The following is a 17,937-nucleotide window of genomic DNA, read 5'->3' as shown; positions in this document are numbered from 1 at the left end:
TCGTAAATTGCAAAACAGTTTCCGGCAAGTCGGTCATTGTTAGGGTCTGTTTCTATGGGGAGGAGATGTCCATGCCGCTCGCGATGAACCGTGAGGTTTTCATTACCTGTGCCGTGACCGGGTCCGGCGGCTCGCAGGACCGCTCCCCGCATGTGCCACGCTCGCCCAAGCAGATCGCCGATTCGGCGATCGATGCGGCCAAGGCCGGTGCCGCCATCGTCCACTGCCATGTCCGCGACCCCGAGACCGGCAAGCCGCGCCGCGATGTCCATCTCTACCGCGAAGTGACGGACCGCATCCGCGCGGCAGAAGTCGACGTGATCCTGAACCTGACCGCCGGGATGGGCGGCGACATGGTGTTCGGCTCACCGGAAGCGCCGCTGCCGCTCAATGAAAAAGGCACCGACATGGGCGGCGCCACCAACCGCATGGAACATGTGCGCCAGTGCCTGCCGGAAATCTGCACGCTGGATTGCGGCACCATGAACTTCGCCGAGGCCGATTATGTCATGACCAACACGCCCGGCATGCTGCGCGCAATGGGCGGCATGATGACGGCGCTCGGCGTCAAGCCGGAGATCGAAGCCTTCGATACCGGCCACCTCTGGTTCGCCAAGCAGCTGGTCGAAGAAAAGGTCTTGAATCCCGACGCGCTGGTGCAGCTCTGCATGGGTGTGCCGTGGGGGGCGCCGGACGACCTCAACACCTTCATGGCCATGGTTAACAACGTGCCGTCGACCTGGAACTGGTCGGCCTTCGCCATCGGCCGCAACCAGATGGCCTATGCAGCCGCTGCAGTGCTCGCCGGCGGCAATGTCCGCGTCGGTCTCGAAGACAATCTCTGGCTCGACAAGGGCGTGCTTGCCACCAATGCGCAGCTGGTCGAGCGCGCGGCCAGCATCGTCACCAATCTCGGCGCCAGGATTTTGGGGCCGGAGGAAGTGCGCAGGAAGCTCAACCTGACCAAGCGGGCGCCGATCGCAGCGGCGGCTTAAGCGGAGGTTGACGATGGCTACCGTCAAATTCACCGCGATGAAGGATGGCGACAGGCAAGACTATGAGTTCCTGACCGCCCATGAGATCGACTATGCCGCCAGGACCGGCGAGCGGCTGCTCGACGCACTGGTGCAACTCGACGAAGGCCTGTCGGGCTACAAGATCACCAGGCTCGGCCATTCGCTGCAAGCGGCGACGCGGGCCTGGCGTGACGGCGCCGACACCGACTGGATCGCCTGCGCGCTGCTGCACGACATCGGCGACATCTACGCTCCCTACAATCACGACGAATACGCCGCTTCGATCCTGAAACCTTTCGTGCGCGAGCAATGCACCTGGGTGGTGGAAAAGCATGGCGACTTCCAGCGGCTCTATTACGCGCATCATCTCGGCGGCAACCGCCATGCTCGCGACCGCTTCGCCAGCCATGCCTATTTCGACGATTGCGACCAGTTTTGCGAACGCTGGGACCAGTCGAGCTTCGACCCGGACTTCGACACGCTGCCGATCGAATTCTTCCGGCCCTTCGTGCTCGAAGTCTTCGCCCGCAAGGCCTACGACCCCTCCGTGATCCGCTCCGGCGAGCGCGTGCCTCTCATCGACCCCGAAACCGCCAAGACAAGAACCGGAGCCTGACCATGAGCATCATCAACAAGGCAGCCGCCATTGGCGGCGGTGTCATTGGCGCCGGCTGGGTGGCGCGGCTGCTGCTCAACGGCATCGACGTGTCGATCTTCGATCCGGACCCGGAAGCGTCGCGCAAGGTCTCGGAAGTGATGAAGGGCGCGCGCCGCGCCTACAGGCAGATGGTTCCCGGCGGCCTGCCCAGGGAAGGCAGACTGACCTTTGCCAAGACCATCGCCGAGGCGGTGGCCGACGCCGATTTCATCCAGGAGAGCGTGCCGGAGCGGCTCGACCTCAAACACCGCGTACTGGCCGAGATCGATCTCTACGCGCCGGCCAACGCCATTGTCGGCTCGTCCACCTCGGGCATCAAGCCGACCGACATGCAGGTGGCGATGAAGAAGCATCCGGAGCGTCTGGTTGTCGGACATCCCTTCAACCCGGTCTATCTGCTGCCGCTGGTCGAGATCGTCGGTGGCGAACAGACCTTTCCAGAGGCGATCGAGGTCGCAAAGGAGATCTATGCATCGATCGGCATGAAGCCGGTGGTGATCCGCAAGGAGATCGAGGCCTTTGTCGGCGACCGCCTGCTCGAAGCGGCCTGGCGTGAGGCGCTGTGGCTGATCAAGGACGGCATCTGCACCGTCGAGGAACTCGACGACATCATGCGCTATGGCTTCGGCCTGCGCTGGGCGCAGATGGGCATGTTCCAGGTCTATCGCGTCGCCGGCGGCGAAGCCGGGATGCGCCACTTCATGGCGCAGTTCGGGCCGTGCCTGAAATGGCCGTGGACCAAGCTGATGGACGTGCCGGAGTTCAACGACGAGCTGGTCGATCTGATCGCCACCCAGTCGGACGACCAGGCGCACGGCCTGTCGATCCGTGAGCTGGAAAAGATCCGCGACGACAATCTGGTCGCGATCATGGATGCTCTGTCGAAACAGAACAAAGGCAAAGGCTGGGGCGCCGGCGCCTTGCACAAGGACTATACCAAGCAACTGGCCAAGCTGGCGGCGAAGAAGCCGGCCGCATCCAGGGCCGCCGAAAAGGCCAAGGCATCGAAGCCGGTGAAGAAGGCGGAAAAGCCGAAGAAAAAGAAGAAGGGCTGAGGACCATGGATTTCGGTCTTTCGGAGGAACAGAAGCTCATCGTCGAGACGACGCGCGCGTTCGTCGAGAATGAGCTTTACCCGCATGAACGCGAGGTCGAGCGCACCGGCGTGCTGCGCCGCGAGTTGATCGAGGAGATCAAGGTCAAGGCGATCGAAGCCGGGCTCTATGCGGCCAACATGCCGGCCGATGTCGGTGGCGCCGGCCTCGATACGGTGACTTGGCTGCTCTACGAGAAGGAACTCGGCCGCGCCAACTATGCGCTGCACTGGACCTGCGTCGCGCGCCCCTCCAACATCCTGCTCGCCGGCACGCCCGAGCAGCGCGAAAAGTACCTGTTCCCGTGCATCCGCGGCGAGAAGTGGGACTGCCTGGCGATGACCGAGCCCGGCGCCGGCTCCGACCTGCGAGGCATGAAGGCGACCGCGGTGCAGGACGGCCACGACTGGGTCCTTAACGGCACCAAGCATTTCATCTCCCATGCCGATCTTGCCGATTTCGCGATTTGTTTCATGGCTTCGGGCGAGGAAGAAACGCCGCGCGGCAAGCGCAAGAAGATCACCGCCTTCTTCGTCGACAAGGGCACCAAGGGGTTCACCGTGCGCGACGGCTACCGCAACGTCTCGCATCGCGGCTACACCAACGCCATCCTCGAATTCGACGATTGCCGCCTGCCGGCAAGCCAGGTGCTGGGTGAGGTCCACAAGGGCTTCGACGTCGCCAATTCCTGGCTCGGCGCCACGCGCCTGCAGGTCGGCGCCACCTGTCTCGGCCGCGCCGAGCGGGCACTCGGCCACGCCATCGAATACTCGGCGCAACGCCAGCAGTTCGGCCAGCAGATCGGCAAGTTCCAGGGCGTGTCGTTCAAGCTCGCCGACATGGCGACGGAATTGAAGGCGGCGGACCTGATGGTGTTCGAAGCCGGCTGGAAGTACGATCAGGGCACCGTCACCGACCAGGACATGGCCATGGCGAAGCTGAAGGCTACCGAAATGCTCGCCTTTGTTGCCGACGAAGCAATCCAGATCCATGGCGGCATGGGGCTGATGGATGACCTGCCGCTGGAGCGCATCTGGCGCGACGCCCGCGTCGAGCGCATCTGGGAAGGCACGTCGGAAATCCAGCGCCACATCATTTCGCGGGCGCTGCTGCGCCCGTTCGGGGCATAAACCATGCATAAGCTTGAACGTCTCCTGCGTCCAAAATCCATCGCCGTGTTCGGCGGGGCGCAGGCCGCTGCCGTCGTCGCGCAATCGATCAAGATGGGCTTTGCCGGCGAAATCTGGCCGGTGCATCCGAACAAGGACGAGGTCGCCGGCCGCAAGGCCTATCGCTCGGTCGCCGACCTTCCCGACGCGCCGGACGCTGCCTTTGTCGGCGTCAACCGGCATCTCACCATCGAGGTAATCAAGGCGCTGGCTGAGCGCGGCGCCGGCGGCGCCGTCTGTTTTGCCGCGGGCTTTCTTGAGACCGAGGCCTATGACGATGACGGCGAGCGGCTGCAGGCCGAACTGGTGGCTGCCGCGGGCCAGATGCCGATCATCGGGCCGAACTGCTACGGCCTGATCAACTATGCCGATGGCGCGCTGCTATGGCCCGACCAGCATGGCGGCATCAGGCTGCCCGAAGGCGCCAAGGGCGTCGCCATCATCACCCAGTCCTCCAACATCGCCATCAACATGACGATGCAGAAGCGCGGCCTGCCGATCGCCTTCCTGATGACCGCCGGCAACCAGGCGCAGACCGGCCTCTCCGAAATGGCGCTCGGCCTGATCGAGGATGAGCGCGTCACCTCGCTCGGCCTGCACATCGAAGCCTTCGATTCGGTAGCCGGCTTCGAGAAGCTGGCGGCGCGGGCGCGCGAACTGAAGAAGCCGATCATCGCCATGAAGGTCGGCCGGTCCGAACAGGCCAGGCAGGCGACCGTCTCGCACACAGCTTCGCTCGCCGGTTCGGATGCCGCTTCGGGCGCTTTCCTGCGGCGGCTCGGCATTGCGCGCGTCGATTCCATCCCCGCCTTTATCGAGGCGCTGAAGCTTCTGCACGTCACAGGACCACTGCCCGGCTATAGACTGTCATCGATGAGTTGCTCGGGCGGCGAAGCCTCTGTCATGGCCGACAGCGCCGAAGGCCGCTGGGTCAATTTCCCGGAGCTCACCAGCAAACACCGCGCCCATGTCAAATCGACGCTCGGGCCGCTGGTCGCGGTCGCCAACCCGTTGGACTATCACACCTTCATCTGGAACAATGAACCGGCGATGACCGCCACCTTCACCGCCATGGTGTCGGGCGGTTTCGACCTCAACATGCTGGTGCTCGATTTCCCGCGCCCCGACCGCTGCTCGGTCACCGACTGGTGGGCGACGCTGCGCGCCTTCGAATCGGCGCTGAAGACCAACAAGGCGCATGGCGCGATTGTCTCGTCGCTGCCGGAGAACCTGCCGGAGGAATACACCGCCGAGCTGATGGCGCGCGGCATGGTGCCGTTGTTCGGTATTTCCGAGGCCATGGATGCCGCAGGCGCGGCGGCCTTCATCGGCTGGGCCTGGGCCGAGCCGCAGGCGCAGCCGATCGACACATCGGCTGCCGGTGCTGCCGGCGGCGATCATGTCACCCCTGACGAGGCCGAAGCCAAGGCGCGGCTGATCAAGGCCGGCTTGCCGGTGCCGAAGGCAGAACGTGCCGCTAACGCTGTCGAGGCCGTCATCTCATCCATGGCGCTCGGCTTCCCGGTGGCGCTGAAGGCGCTCGGCGTCACCCATAAGTCGGAGGTCGGCGCGGTGCGGCTCAATCTGAAAGACGCCGAATCGGTCAGCACGGCCGCGCATGATCTGCTGCCGCTCGGCACCGGCCTCTATGTCGAACGCATGGTGCGCGACGGCGTTGCCGAGTTGATCGTCGGCTTCACCCGCGATCCGATGTTCGGCGCGGTCATGACACTGGGCACCGGCGGCGTGTTGGTCGAACTGTTGCGCGACAGCGTTACGCTCATGCTGCCGGCGACGCGCGACGACATCGAGGCCGCCCTGCGTGGCCTTAAACTGTTTCCGCTGCTGGACGGCTATCGTGGCCGGCCCAAGGCCGATGTCGGGGCTGCCATCGACGCCATCGCGGGCATTGCCGGCTTCGTGCAGACGAATGCCGGAGAGATCGAGGAACTCGACATCAACCCGCTGATCGTCTGCGCCGAGGGCAAGGGCGCCTGGATCGCCGACGCGCTGCTGGTGCTGGGAGAGAAGAAGAATGTCTGACGTCATTTCCACCCGCCGCGAGGGCACCATCCTCGAGGTCACGCTCGACCGGCCCAAGGCCAACGCCATCGACCTCAAGACCTCGCGGCTGATGGGCGAGACCTTCAAGGCGTTCCGCGACGATCCCGGATTGCGCGTCGCCATCGTCAAGACCGCCGGCGACAAGTTCTTCTGCGCCGGCTGGGATTTGAAGGCAGCCGCCGGTGGCGACGCGGTCGACGGCGACTATGGCGTCGGCGGTTTTGCCGGCCTGCAGGAGCTGCGCGACATGAACAAGCCGGTCATCGCCTGCGTCAACGGCATGGCGGTCGGCGGCGGCTTCGAGTTGGCGCTGTCCTGCGACCTCATTTTCGCCTCCGACCACTCCTCCTTCGCACTGCCCGAAATCCGCGCCGGCACGCTAGCGGACGCCGCGACGATCAAGCTGCCGAAGCGCATTCCCTATCATGTCGCCATGGACTTGCTGCTCACCGGCCGCTGGATGGATGTAGCGGAAGCGCATCGCTGGGGCCTGGTCAACGAAGTGTTGCCCAAGGAAAAGCTTGAAGACCGCGTCTGGGAGGTCGCAAGGCTACTGGCCAGCGGCCCGCCGCTGGTGTTTGCCGCGATCAAGGAGACGGCGCGGGTGGCCGAGGCGCTGACCTTCCAGGATGCCATGAACCGCGTCACGCGCCGGCAACTGGCGACGGTCGATGCGCTTTATGGCTCCGAGGACGGTATGGAAGGGTTCCGGGCGTTTGCGGAGAAGCGCGACCCGGTGTGGAAGGGGAAGTAGCCTCTTTACCCTCCCCTCGATGGGGAGGGTCGGACCGAAGGTCCGGGGTGGGGTGATGCGCCACCACCCCCACCCGCCGCTTCGCGGCGACCTCCCCCATCAAGGGGGAGGTAAAGGAGCTGCATGACCGACTACAAAACCCTCATCGATGCCGAGACCTGGGCCTTCATCGAGCGGACCAATTCCTATTACCCGCCCGATACGATCGACTACACCATCGCCCAGCAGCGTGCGATTTATGACCGGATGTGCCGCGAGTTCTTTGCCGGCTATCCCAATGGTGTGACGGCGGAAACGACTTTCATTGCCAACCGATCACACGACATCCCGATCCGCATCTATCGCAGCGCTACCCCGAACACGGCGGCGATGGTGCTCTACATCCATGGCGGGGGTTTCATCCTCGGCGGCCTAGACAGCCATGACGATGTCTGCGCCGAGCTCTGCGCCCGCACCGGTTACGAGGTGGGTTCCATCGATTACCGGCTGGCGCCGGAGCATTTGCACCCGGCCGCTTTCGACGATGCTTTACGTGCCTTCGAATGGGCAGCCAAAACCTACGACCGCCCTATTCTGCTGTGCGGCGACAGCGCCGGCGGCAATCTCTGCGCGGCTGTTGCTCACGCAACGCGTGGCCATGCCAAAAAGCCGATCGGCCAGGTGCTGATCTATCCGGGCCTCGGCGGCGACCGTTCGAAGGGCTCGTATGTCGCGCACGCCGAAGCACCGATGTTGACCATGCGCGATCTCGAATTCTACAAGCACATCCGCACCGGCGGCGCTGACGGTACTGGTGACATCACCTTGTCGCCGCTCGCCGACACCGATTTCACCAAACTGCCGCCAACCGTGCTGATCACCGCGCAATGCGACCCGCTGTCGTCCGACGGCGAGGCCTACCGCGACCGCATCCTTACCGCAGGCGGACACGCCAGCTGGTCCGAGGAGCCGGGGCTGGTGCATGGCTATCTCCGGGCCAGGCACACGGTCGGCCGGGCCCGCGCCAGCTTCAACCGTATCGTCGAAGCGGTGTCGGTGCTGGGCAAGGGCGACTGGATCTGGTGATCCGGCTCAACCGCGGACAAAGGCGATCAGTTCCTCAGCCATGCGATCGTTGAATTCCCGACGAAAGCGGTTTTTCTTCAGCCATTCAGGGTTTGAGCCGACGGTCTTGTTGGCATCCACGACAACGCCTTTGCCATCGACAATGAAATAGTCGATGGCGCCGAAGTCCAGGTTGAGCCGCTGCCGCACCGCCAGCACTTCCGGTGGCACGGCGCCGCCCACCTCATTGCTCAGGATTTTTGAGCCGGCGCACAACACATCGTCGTAGACCTGCCGCATGTTGACCTCGGCACCGAGCAGGAACATGTAGCGGTGCTTGACGATGGGCAGGTCGAGCGTATCGAAAGCGAACTTTTCCACCATCAGGCGATTGTTGCGCCATACATCCCGCGGAACCTCGCCGATCGTCTGGTAGACCTTATAGGGCGGGCACAGGCGGTCCTTGTAGCCGGGTTCGAAGAGCTTGCGGATGGCATGCGCGCTCCTGGTCAGGCCGTTGCGATGCTGCCACCAGCGCTGCTCTGGTCGGCCCCTGGAGTTGAGGACCGTCTTGACGACAACCGGCCCCTTGTGGCTGTCGCCGGCCTCCAGCTTCAGTGTCGAATAAAGGTGCCGGTGGATGGACAGCGCGCGGCCATTGATGGTGCGGTCGTAGAGGTGGCCGAGACCGCGGTACGTTGGCGGCACGATTGTCAGGTCGACATGCAGAAAGGCCACCGGCGCCCGATCTCGGCCGGCCGGCCGGTCGAGCAGGCGCGCTTTCAATCCAGCCTGTTCCAGGTAAGGCAGCAACTGCGCGATGCAATAGCTCCGCACCAGTCGGAAATTGCGCAGGCTCTCTACATAGACATCGAGATCTGCGGCAGACACCGAACGCTATTCCTTGATATCGACGCCCGAGAAATCGTGGTGATCAAAGGGGTCCATGACATAGCCCGTCACCTGTTCGCGCATCGGGATCGAGACCACGGAGTGGGCGATAGCGACCCACGGCATCTGCTCCCTGAAGATCGTTTGCGCCTGCGAATAGAGTTTTGCGCGGGCAGCGGGATCGACGATCCCGGCTGCCTGCTTGAGCAGATCGTCGAAGGCCGGAAAACACCAGTTGGCACGATTGGTGGTGCCGACGCCGGCACAGCCAAGCGGCACCGACAGGAAGTTATCGGGGTCGCCATTGTCGCCGGTGAAGCCGAACAGCATGGCGCCGTCGCGGTCGCGTGACTTCGAGCGGGCAAGGTATTCAGTCCACTCATACGTCACGACTTCCACGGTGACACCGATCTTTGCCAGGTCGGACTGGATCATTTCGGCCATACGCTGCGCATTCGGGTTATACGGACGCTGCACCGGCATCGCCCAGATCTTCATGTGCAGGTCTTTTACGCCGGCATCGGCGAGCCCCTGCCTGGCGGCAGCGGGGTCGAAGACATGATCGGGGCTCGTCTTGTCATAGGCCCAGGAGGTTGGCGGCAGCGGATTGCGTGCGACTTCGCCGGTGCCGCGGAATACGACGTCGACCAGCGCCTGCGTGTCGATGGCAATGGCGATCGCCTTCCTCACCCTTGGATCGTCGAAGGGCTTCTGCAAGGTGTTGAAGGCGAGGTATCCCGTATTGAGGCCCTCCTGCCGCATGACCTTGATTCCGGGCGTCGCCTTGATCGCCTCCAGGTCGGCCGGATTTGGATAGGGCATGAGATCGCATTCGCCGGCGCGCAGCTTTTCCATGCGAATGCTGGCATCGGTGGCAATGGCGAAGACGAGATCGTCGATCTTCGGCTTGCCGCGCCAGTAGTCCGGATTGGCCTTGTAGCGGATGACTGCATCCTGCTGGTAGTCGACAAGCTGGAACGGACCCGTCCCGACCGGCTTCAGCGCCAGGTCGAGAAGCCGCTTCTCTGCGAGGAGCTTGTCGGCATATTCCTTGGAAACGACCGAAGCGAAATCCATCGCCAGGTCGGCAAGCATCGGCGAATGCGGCGCCTTCAGCGTCATCACCACAGTATGGTCGTCAAGCTTGCGCCAACCGGCGACAAGATCCGGCATGCCGATGCCGTCGAAGTAAATGTACTGGCGTTTGGCGTAATTGTTGAACGGGTTCTGCGCGTTGGCCTGCCGGTCGAAGGTGAACAGCACGTCATCGGCATTGAAGTCGCGACTAGGCGTAAAGCCCTCGACGATGTGGAATTTCACGCCCTGCCGCAGGTGGAATGTGTAGGTGAGGCCATCGTCGGAAATCTCCCAGCTTTCGGCAAGGCCGGGGCGCACCTTGGTGGTGCCGGGCTCGAACTCGACCATGCGGTTGTAGAGAGCGGTGGCCGAGGCGTCGCGGGATCCGGAGGCGAGTGCGGGATCGAACGTATCGGGGCTAACCTCGGTGCAGTAGACCAAGGTCTTGGCTACGGATTGATGGACCGGCAACGCACATGGAAAAAGCGCCGCCAGCAAAAGAACGAAGTGCCTGCGTGTCATGATCCCCCCAGGGTTGGGAAGACGCTAGCAGAAGCCGGCACTGACGGTAAGTAAGCCGGCCGGTCTTTCGCGCGCCAAGACTGTTTTCCACCTTGAGTTGACACAAGGAATTGGCCGCGCCTATGTGAAATGGCGGACAGACCCGGCCGCCGTTTTGCATGAACCTTTCCGCTTCAGCCTGCGACTGACGACCAGGCGCCGCATGGTGCGGGCCGGAAAGGATGCCCCCATGACCAGGACCCCAGAGGCTCCACGGTCTCCGGGACCAACGCAAGCTCAGCGCGACCACCGCCTTCGGGATGGAGTCGATGCGCTGGGCTTTCGGCTGATTCCGTTGACCCTGCGCAGGAGCAGGCGTATCGTGAAGATGAGGAAAGCAGACAATTCGATCAGGGACGAACGTGCCGGAACGCCGCGCCTTGCCCTGTTTCGCGCGGCCGGACCGGATGTTCCTCCCGAAAACTTCGGGGGGAGTTTTATGTCCTGCGATCGCGGCGCGTCCATGTCGTCTCCAAGCGGCGGTTTGCGCCGTTCGCTCCATCTGGCCGGCTGTTTGCTTGCCCTGGCGCTGAGCGCCACGCTCTGGTTGGACACAGCCGCCCAAGCGCAGGAAACCCAGATCATCTATCCCGGCTCGATGGCGGTCACCGGATTTTCCGGCACCGTCATTCCCAATTTCGACTCTGCCGATTCCGAAAGGGGGGGGCTGCCGCCCGGCGTCGACCCGGTCGACGAAACCTTCATCGACACGACGCGCGCCACCTTGCGCGTCTTCGACGTTTCGGCGCTCGGCGGACCGGCTTCCGGCCAGCTCGTCTACACGCCGCCGCCTTTCGAGGTAACGGCCGAACAGATCGGCCAGGTGTTCGCCATTACCTATGATGACGGTGTGCGCGCCGGCGTTCCCACGGGCGTCCCCAACCTCTATGCCGGCGCGACCTCGCTGCACGGCATCCGTATCGTCACCCCGGACGAAGATGCCGACGGTCGGCCCGAGCGACAGCGCCGCGGAACCGCAGGCGCCGTCTTCATGGACGGCCAGTTCGGCACCGAAAGCGGTGGCGGTCCGGGCACGATCTGGAAGATCGACGGCATCACCGGCGCGGTCTCCAAATTCGCCGACATTGACACCAACAGCGGTTCCGGCATCGGCGACATCAGCTTCGACAGCAATCACCGCGAGTTCTTCGCGAGCGACCTCGACACGGGCTTCATCCACCGCCTCGACGCCAACGGCACGCTGATCGACACATTCGATCACGGCGTTGCCGGGCGGCCGGCGCATGGGCTGGCTCCCGTCGCCGATGACGGTGCGGTGATGGACATACAGGGTGCTGCCTTCGACTCGGAAGACCCCGACACATGGGGCTACACGCAGGACGAACGCCGCGTCTGGTCCGTCGCCTATCATGGCGGCCGGCTCTATTATTCGGTCGGCGAAAAGGCCGAGATCTGGTCGGTTGGCATTGCCCGCGATGGCAGCTTTGCCGGTGATCCGCGCTGGGAGCTGACGGTCAAGGCCGACAAGGACTACGCCGTCACCGACATCGCCTTCGACAACCAGGGCTTCATGTATCTGGCGCAGCGCGGCCCGGTCGAGAATCGCTACGATTACAGCCAGTTCGCCGATTCCGGCAAGGGCGAGGTCATCCGCTACTGGCGCGAAAACCCGGACGATCCGGCGACGGAATCGGTCTGGGTGGAAGAGCCGCAGGAATATGCAGTCGGCTTCCCGCAAGGCAACCGGCAGTCGGTCGGTGGGCTCGACCTGCAATATGGCTATGACGCCGACGGCAATCTCGACACCGGCGTGTGCACCGACACGCTGGTCAACACCGGCGACAAGCTGCGCGACAACCCGACACTTGCCGACCAGCTCGCCGCCGGCGGGCCGCTTGCCGTGCACGGCGTGCAGATCACGCCGACGCCGTTGGTCAAGCCGGCCAACGTGCCGCCTTTCGGCTCGTGGTTCGTCGACTTCGACGGCTATTTCGAAGACCCAGAAGTGGAAGGCCATGTCGGCGACGTCGAGGTCTGGCACCCCTGCGACGGCCGTGCCGGCTATTATGAAGAGATCCCAGGCGGTTATCTGCCGCCGTTCTATCCGCCGGGCTTCCCACCGCCCGGCGATCTGCCTCCGTGCATCGATGTCGAGGATGTTCAGTTCTACTGCACGCCTCGCGGCCTCCAGGCCGACCTCTATCTCCATGACCATGCCGGCTTTGGCGGCGATTCGATCAAGGTCCAGTCCATGACACCAGGCGTCGGGGTGACATCACCCCAGTCGCATGCTCCCGGTAAGCCTTACACGGTCGACATCACCGGCCATTCTCCGGGCGACAGAGTCGATGTTGGACTTTGCTTCTACAGGCAGTCCGACAAGGACAAGGGTGGCTACTACCCTTGCTGCAAGATGACTTTGCCGCTCAGAACCCCAGCCGTCAGCTGCGAACGTTGAGGAGGGGAAGATGAAAAATCTCGCACTTTCCCCGACCGCGAACAGCAGTCAATCCAACGTCATGGAGACCATCATGAAACCCCTGTCATATGCCAGGCGCGGCGCGCGCTGGCTGATGGCGGCCGGTATCGCGGTCGCCATGTTCACCCCTGTGGCAAGCCACGCCGAAGATGCAGTCCCGATCACTCCGGAACTGCGGCTCGACCTGGACAATTCAAAAATCGTCAATCCGAGGCCGGAACGGATCGTGCCGTTCTTCACCAAAACAGGCACACAGAGGAGCTGCGACTACGTCGTCTACTCTCTGAGCTTTGGCCTGCGCGGCGACCCGCAAGGCTTTGCCGACCCAAGCTTTTCGGCCAGGCTGAAGAAACTCCAACTCGACTTCAAGGATCAGCTTCCGCACGGTCTTGCGATCGTCAACGTCAACGTGTCCGGCGACGGCACGGATGCGTCCGGCGGACCGCTGCCGGGTGCGACAATCAGCACCTCGGCTAATCCGAACGATACGGCAACGGTTTCCGATTTCCGGATTTCCGCCACCGATCTCGACGGCGCTGGGGCTGGCAATGAACGCGTCATCAATTTCAAGATCACCGCCAAGATCGACCATGCGGCGTTTCCGTCGCCGACCATCGTCGACAACCAGGGCATGATCAAGGTGACGCCGGGCGTCGGCACGGGGGCCATCATCCCGTCGCAGGATCCGGGCAAGCCCGACGACGGCGACTACAAGACCGGGGCCAAGACCTCGATCAAGATCGACCTCACCAACTGTGACAAGCGGCCTCCGCCTCCCGACCGGGAATGTTTCAAGGTGGAGCGCGGCACGGTCGATTGCGTGCAAGGCGGCGGCGCGTTCATCTACCACATGCCTGTCGGCCCGGAGATGGGCGGCAAATGGGTGCAGGTATCGACGACGACCCCAGGCATCACCATCATCCCCGACACGCAATTGGTGCCGGCGGGCGGCGGTGTGCTGAACTGGAAGATCGTCGGTGCGTCGCCCGGCGACGTCATCCACCTCATCGTCACCGGCATCGAGACCTATGCCGGCCCGAAGGAGGGCTGGGGACTATGCTGCACGCAGACCATCGACATCGTCATCCCGCGTGACTTGAGATGTCCGCCCAAGGACAAGGAACCGGACCTCAAGGTCGCGAAACGCGCCGACGTGACGCGTTGCACGATGGGCGGCGGCTGCGACTTCACCATCAAGGTCACCAATGTCGGCGACGGGCCGTATCACGGCAAGATCGTGCTCGACGAGGTGACGCTGCCGGCCGGCTCGACTCTGGATTCAGGGCCCAATCCGCCCTGGGTATGCATGCCCGGCGTGACCCCGATGACGTGCACCTATCCGGTGACCACGCTCAATCCGGGGGCCTCCATCAACCTCAAGCTCGGCTTCAAGCCGGCGGGTGGTTGGCAAGGCAGCGCGCTGCGCAACTGCGCCACCTATAACTACGGTGCCAGCGGCAAGCCGCTGTTCGGCAGCCAGCAGAACGATCGCGGCTGTGCCTCGATCCCGATCTGCCGGCGTGGCGACCGCGACCGCGATTGCCGGCCCCCGGTCGACAAGAAGGTCGACCTGATCCTGAAGAAGCGTGCTCGCATCCCGGTCTGCACGCCCGACGGCATCTGCTACTTCGTGATCGACATCATCAACAATGGCAGCGTCCCCTATAATGGGCCGCTGACGGTTATCGACAATTACCCGGGCGGCGCGCCGGCCTCTTCGACCTTCGGCCCGTCTCCGCCCTGGACATGCGGACCGAACGGTCCCGGCCAGTTCCGCTGCGACAATGCAGGCATCGTGCTGATGCCGGGCGCCTCGACGCCGATCGTCGTCAAGGCGGTCATGCCGGCCGGCTACCAGTCGGATTCGGTCGAGAACTGCGCGGCGCTGAAGCCCGTCCCCGGTGAGGTCGACCTCACCAACAACAAGGCCTGCGCCAAGGAACGCTTCCGTCGTCCCAATGGCGGCAAGCCGACCCTGCGCATAACCAAGGTGTGCAACGGCTCGCTCGCCGGTGCAGCGGTGGTTTCCTGCCGCATCACCGTCATCAGCCTTGGCACCGCTGCCCCCACCGGTCCGGTGCGGGTCAACGATGCTGCCACGCTGATATCGGGTGGCGCGCCGGTCCAGATCCAGACCGTCACACCCGACGGCGCGGAATGGGCCTGCGGAGCGGTTCCGGCCAACGCGCTGTCGTGCCAGATACTCGGCGCCGCGATGACTCCCGGAACATCGAGGCACTTCGATGTGACGGTCTCGGCCAATGGCGCGTTCGAGAACTGCGCACGCGGCTCATACGGCCCGGCCCCTGGAGACGATATCGTCTACCCGATCGGCCAGGCCTGCGCCAAGGGCGGCGGCACGTCCACCGTCAGCGTCAAGAAGACCGGCGATGCCGAGTGCCAGCCCGGGCAACCCTGCTCGTTCGAGATCACCATCACCAATGATGGCCAGACCGCCTTCTCCGGTCCGGTCCGCATCGGCGATGCGATCGGGGTGGACGGCCTGGGGCGGCTGCAAGGCGTCGCGATCACCTCGATCGAACCGCCCTTTGGCTGCTCGCCCGAACCGACGACCTTGCCGTTGACCTGCATTGCCAACCTGACGCTCGGCGCCGGGGAAAGCCATGTGCACAAGGTCACCGTGGTCCTTCCCGACGCTCCCCTGGTCAATCTGCGGGGCAACGTCAGCGGCCAGAACTGCGTCGGCGTCTTGTCTCCCGACACCAGGGTGCAAGGCGGCGGCGACGTACTGCCCGGCGACCTGACCAACGTCCAGGGCGATCGCGGCAAGGCCTATGCCTGCCATCCGTTCACCATCAAGCGCGAGGTGAAGAAGGAATGCTCGCCAGGCTTCGTCATGAACGATGCCGGCCGGTGCGTGTGTCCGGAAGGCACGACGTTCCGCAACGGCCAGTGCTCGCCCGACGGCGGCGTCATCATCCAGCCGAAGGATCCGAGGCCCTGCGTGCTGCTCAAGGGCCAGATCCGCACCGAGGATGGACGCTGTGTCTGCCCGCGCGGAACCGAGCTTGAGAACGGCGCTTGCGTCAAGACCGACAAGCCTGGCTGCGCCATCCCCGGTTCGGTCCCGACGTCGGACGGCAATGGCTGCTACTGCCCGGAAGGTACGCATCTCGACCGACAGGCAAATGCCTGCGTGCGCGACAAGCAGAAGCCCGAGCAGTGCAGCATACGCGGCCAGGTTCATGACGCCGATGGCGATTGTGTCTGCCCGCGTGGGACAGAGGAGCGCAATGGAGCCTGCCGGCCGATCCGGCCAAAGCCTGAACAATGCTCGATCCGTGGTCAGATCCAAAACGCCAATGGCGATTGCGTCTGCCCGGACGGCACAGAAGTCAGGGGCAAGGTCTGCCGGCCGATCCGGCCGAAGCCCGAGCAGTGCTCGATCCGCGGCCAGGTCCACGACGCCAACGGCAATTGTGTCTGCCCGCGGGGTACCGAGGTGCAAGGCAATGCCTGCCGGCAGAAGAAGCCTGTGCTGGAACAGTGCGACATACGCGGCCAGGTGCACAACAAGCGCGGCGAGTGTGTTTGCCCGCGCGGCACCCAGGTGATCGACGGCGCATGCCGCAAGCCGAGGCCGCAGGTGGGAGACTGCGCCCCGGGCTCGCAGATGGTCGGCGGCCAGTGCGTGCCGATCATCAGGCGGCGCTGCCCCGAAGGCACCGTTGGTCGGTTCCCGAACTGCAGAGCCATCCGGCAGCAGCCGTCGCTCGACCCGACCCTGTTGCTCAATCCAGGTGTCCTTCAGCAGTTCATACCGAAGCGCACGCCGCAGACGCAGGTACAGCCGCAAAGGGATCCGGCGGCCAACTTCAAGCCATAGGATCTGGATACGAGTCAAAATTCAGAGCCCCGTCGGAGCGATCCGGCGGGGTTTTCCTTGGGCGCGCTGCGGCGATCGGGCGGCCAGGTATTCGCCGAACCCGCTGCCGGGCGCAGCAAATACCGACTTTCCCTTTTCGGGATCATGGTCTAGAGCAGTTCATCGTTTCGTGGAAACGCCGAACCGCTCTATCTCTTTGTTTTCACGCAATTCCGGACGGAAAGCCGTTCCCACTTTTCCTGGAATTGCTCTAGCAGTCGTCAAGGCCGCGCCCGCAAACAGGGCGCCCAAAGGGGCCGCATCATGAGCAGGAAGACCCTGATCGCGCCATCGGTGCTGGCGTCGGATTTCTCGAAGCTCGGCGACGAGGTCGAGGCGGTGGCGGCGGCCGGCGCCGACTGGATTCATCTCGACGTGATGGACGGGCATTTCGTGCCCAACATCACCTTCGGCCCGCCGGTGATCAAGGCCATCCGCAACCGCACCAAGGCCTTTTTCGACTGCCATTTGATGATTGCGCCGGCCGATCCTTATCTGGCCGCCTTTGCCGATGCCGGCTGCGACGGCATGACCGTGCATGCCGAGGCCGGACCGCATCTCGACCGCTCGCTTCAGACCATCAAGGATCTCGGCAAGAAGGCTGGCGTATCGCTCAATCCGGCGACGCCGGAAAGTGCGATCGAATATGTGCTCGACCGGCTTGACCTGATCCTGATCATGACCGTCAATCCGGGCTTTGGCGGCCAGGCCTTCATCCCGGCCATGGTCGACAAGGTCAAGCGGGTGAAAGCGCTGATCGGCAACCGGCCGATTCGCATTGAGATCGACGGCGGCGTGTCGCCGGAAACCGCCCCCCTGGTCACATCAGCCGGCGCCGATGTGCTGGTGGCAGGCGCCGCCATCTTCAAGGGCGGCAGCGTCGAAGCCTACCGGGCCAATATAGAAGCCATCCGAACCGCGGCCGACCGGGCTGCCGGCTGACATCAGTTCCAGGGCAAGTTCCCGGCTGGTCGGTTCTCCTCGGCCTGATCTCCCTGCCTGATCCTTCGATCTCCCAAAAAGCCGTCAACGGGTGGCAGCCGCAAGGGCATCGCGGCAAGCGACAGGATCGCGGCATCCGGCACTAGTTTTGGCCCATAAATCTAGTGGATAACTGCCGAAGGGATCTGCATGCGGGGAGAGGTCAATCCGGCGGCATGACGCGCGTTAAGAAAAAATTATCCGTATTCGGGATCTCGAAGCTGTTTCTCGAGGGCACCTGCCATGCTGGCAGACAAACTTTCTTCAGAAGAACAAGTTTTTCACGATTTTAGTTACTTCCG

12 protein-coding genes are annotated in these 17,937 nt (G+C 63.7%); 10 read left to right on the top strand and 2 right to left on the bottom strand.

What is annotated here, in order from left to right; genetic code table 11:
- Positions 1-71: 71 nt before the first annotated feature.
- The 7 genes from bcoG to NKJ64_RS01440 all read left to right on the top strand — a co-directional run bounded on the left by bcoG (position 72) and on the right by NKJ64_RS01440 (position 7,820).
- Positions 72-995, top strand: a complete 924-nt coding sequence (gene bcoG, locus NKJ64_RS01470; protein ID WP_023668863.1) for a 3-dehydrocarnitine:acetyl-CoA trimethylamine transferase BcoG — start codon at positions 72-74, stop codon at positions 993-995.
- 13 nt (positions 996-1,008) lie between these two features.
- Complete coding sequence (locus NKJ64_RS01465; RefSeq protein ID WP_023696919.1) at positions 1,009-1,632, top strand: HD domain-containing protein; 624 nt, start codon at positions 1,009-1,011, stop codon at positions 1,630-1,632.
- Between the two features lie 2 nt (positions 1,633-1,634).
- On the top strand, positions 1,635-2,729 hold the full coding sequence (locus NKJ64_RS01460; protein ID WP_352461843.1) for a carnitine 3-dehydrogenase: 1,095 nt from the start codon (positions 1,635-1,637) through the stop codon (positions 2,727-2,729).
- A 5-nt stretch (positions 2,730-2,734) separates the two neighbouring features.
- Positions 2,735-3,898 (top strand): acyl-CoA dehydrogenase family protein, encoded by a 1,164-nt coding sequence (locus NKJ64_RS01455; RefSeq protein ID WP_023694246.1) that lies wholly within the window; start codon positions 2,735-2,737, stop codon positions 3,896-3,898.
- A 3-nt stretch (positions 3,899-3,901) separates the two neighbouring features.
- On the top strand, positions 3,902-5,980 hold the full coding sequence (locus NKJ64_RS01450) for an acetate--CoA ligase family protein (protein WP_023711295.1): 2,079 nt from the start codon (positions 3,902-3,904) through the stop codon (positions 5,978-5,980).
- Positions 5,973-6,755 (top strand): carnitinyl-CoA dehydratase, encoded by a 783-nt coding sequence (locus NKJ64_RS01445; protein WP_027049245.1) that lies wholly within the window; start codon positions 5,973-5,975, stop codon positions 6,753-6,755. The genes NKJ64_RS01450 and NKJ64_RS01445 overlap by 8 nt, the downstream gene beginning before the upstream one ends.
- A gap of 123 nt (positions 6,756-6,878) precedes the next feature.
- Positions 6,879-7,820 carry an alpha/beta hydrolase gene (locus NKJ64_RS01440; protein ID WP_023696924.1) on the top strand — a complete coding sequence of 314 codons (942 nt, stop codon included), beginning with the start codon at positions 6,879-6,881 and terminating at the stop codon, positions 7,818-7,820.
- A 6-nt stretch (positions 7,821-7,826) separates the two neighbouring features.
- On the opposite strand, the gene NKJ64_RS01435 is transcribed toward NKJ64_RS01440, so the two are convergent.
- Both NKJ64_RS01435 and NKJ64_RS01430 read right to left on the bottom strand, forming a co-directional pair.
- The gene (locus NKJ64_RS01435) at positions 7,827-8,690 is read right to left on the bottom strand and encodes a hypothetical protein (RefSeq protein WP_352461842.1); all 864 of its coding nucleotides are present in this window, start codon (positions 8,688-8,690) and stop codon (positions 7,827-7,829) included.
- 6 nt (positions 8,691-8,696) lie between these two features.
- Positions 8,697-10,289: an ABC transporter substrate-binding protein gene (locus NKJ64_RS01430; RefSeq protein WP_352461841.1), complete on the bottom strand. Its 1,593-nt coding sequence runs from the start codon at positions 10,287-10,289 to the stop codon at positions 8,697-8,699.
- Positions 10,290-10,491: 202 nt separating this feature from the next.
- Between NKJ64_RS01430 and NKJ64_RS01425 the strand changes: the two genes are divergently transcribed.
- The 3 genes from NKJ64_RS01425 (at position 10,492) to rpe (ending at position 17,596) form a co-directional block, all read left to right on the top strand.
- Entirely contained in the window at positions 10,492-12,747 is a 2,256-nt protein-coding gene (locus NKJ64_RS01425) for an NHL repeat-containing protein (RefSeq protein ID WP_352461840.1), read from the top strand.
- A 10-nt stretch (positions 12,748-12,757) separates the two neighbouring features.
- On the top strand, positions 12,758-16,615 hold the full coding sequence (locus tag NKJ64_RS01420; protein ID WP_352461838.1) for a DUF7929 domain-containing protein: 3,858 nt from the start codon (positions 12,758-12,760) through the stop codon (positions 16,613-16,615).
- 303 nt (positions 16,616-16,918) lie between these two features.
- Entirely contained in the window at positions 16,919-17,596 is a 678-nt protein-coding gene (rpe, locus tag NKJ64_RS01415) for a ribulose-phosphate 3-epimerase (protein WP_023746599.1), read from the top strand.
- Positions 17,597-17,937: the final 341 nt, after the last annotated feature.

The sequence above is a fragment of the Mesorhizobium sp. M0062 genome (assembly GCF_040323125.1).
In the GTDB taxonomy this organism is placed as follows: domain Bacteria; phylum Pseudomonadota; class Alphaproteobacteria; order Rhizobiales; family Rhizobiaceae; genus Mesorhizobium.
This window is presented reverse-complemented; position numbering and strand designations above follow the sequence as displayed.

Excerpts from the sequence above, each read along its gene's own strand:
- bcoG (WP_023668863.1), top strand. The coding sequence starts at position 72 with ATGCCGCTCGCGATGAACCGTGAGGTTTTCATTACCTGTGCCGTGACC.
- NKJ64_RS01465 (WP_023696919.1), top strand. The coding sequence starts at position 1,009 with ATGGCTACCGTCAAATTCACCGCGATGAAGGATGGCGACAGGCAAGAC.
- NKJ64_RS01460 (WP_352461843.1), top strand. The coding sequence starts at position 1,635 with ATGAGCATCATCAACAAGGCAGCCGCCATTGGCGGCGGTGTCATTGGC.
- NKJ64_RS01455 (WP_023694246.1), top strand. The coding sequence starts at position 2,735 with ATGGATTTCGGTCTTTCGGAGGAACAGAAGCTCATCGTCGAGACGACG.
- NKJ64_RS01450 (WP_023711295.1), top strand. The coding sequence starts at position 3,902 with ATGCATAAGCTTGAACGTCTCCTGCGTCCAAAATCCATCGCCGTGTTC.
- NKJ64_RS01445 (WP_027049245.1), top strand. The coding sequence starts at position 5,973 with ATGTCTGACGTCATTTCCACCCGCCGCGAGGGCACCATCCTCGAGGTC.
- NKJ64_RS01440 (WP_023696924.1), top strand. The coding sequence starts at position 6,879 with ATGACCGACTACAAAACCCTCATCGATGCCGAGACCTGGGCCTTCATC.
- NKJ64_RS01430 (WP_352461841.1), bottom strand. The coding sequence starts at position 10,289 with ATGACACGCAGGCACTTCGTTCTTTTGCTGGCGGCGCTTTTTCCATGT.
- NKJ64_RS01425 (WP_352461840.1), top strand. The coding sequence starts at position 10,492 with ATGGTGCGGGCCGGAAAGGATGCCCCCATGACCAGGACCCCAGAGGCT.
- NKJ64_RS01420 (WP_352461838.1), top strand. The coding sequence starts at position 12,758 with ATGAAAAATCTCGCACTTTCCCCGACCGCGAACAGCAGTCAATCCAAC.
- rpe (WP_023746599.1), top strand. The coding sequence starts at position 16,919 with ATGAGCAGGAAGACCCTGATCGCGCCATCGGTGCTGGCGTCGGATTTC.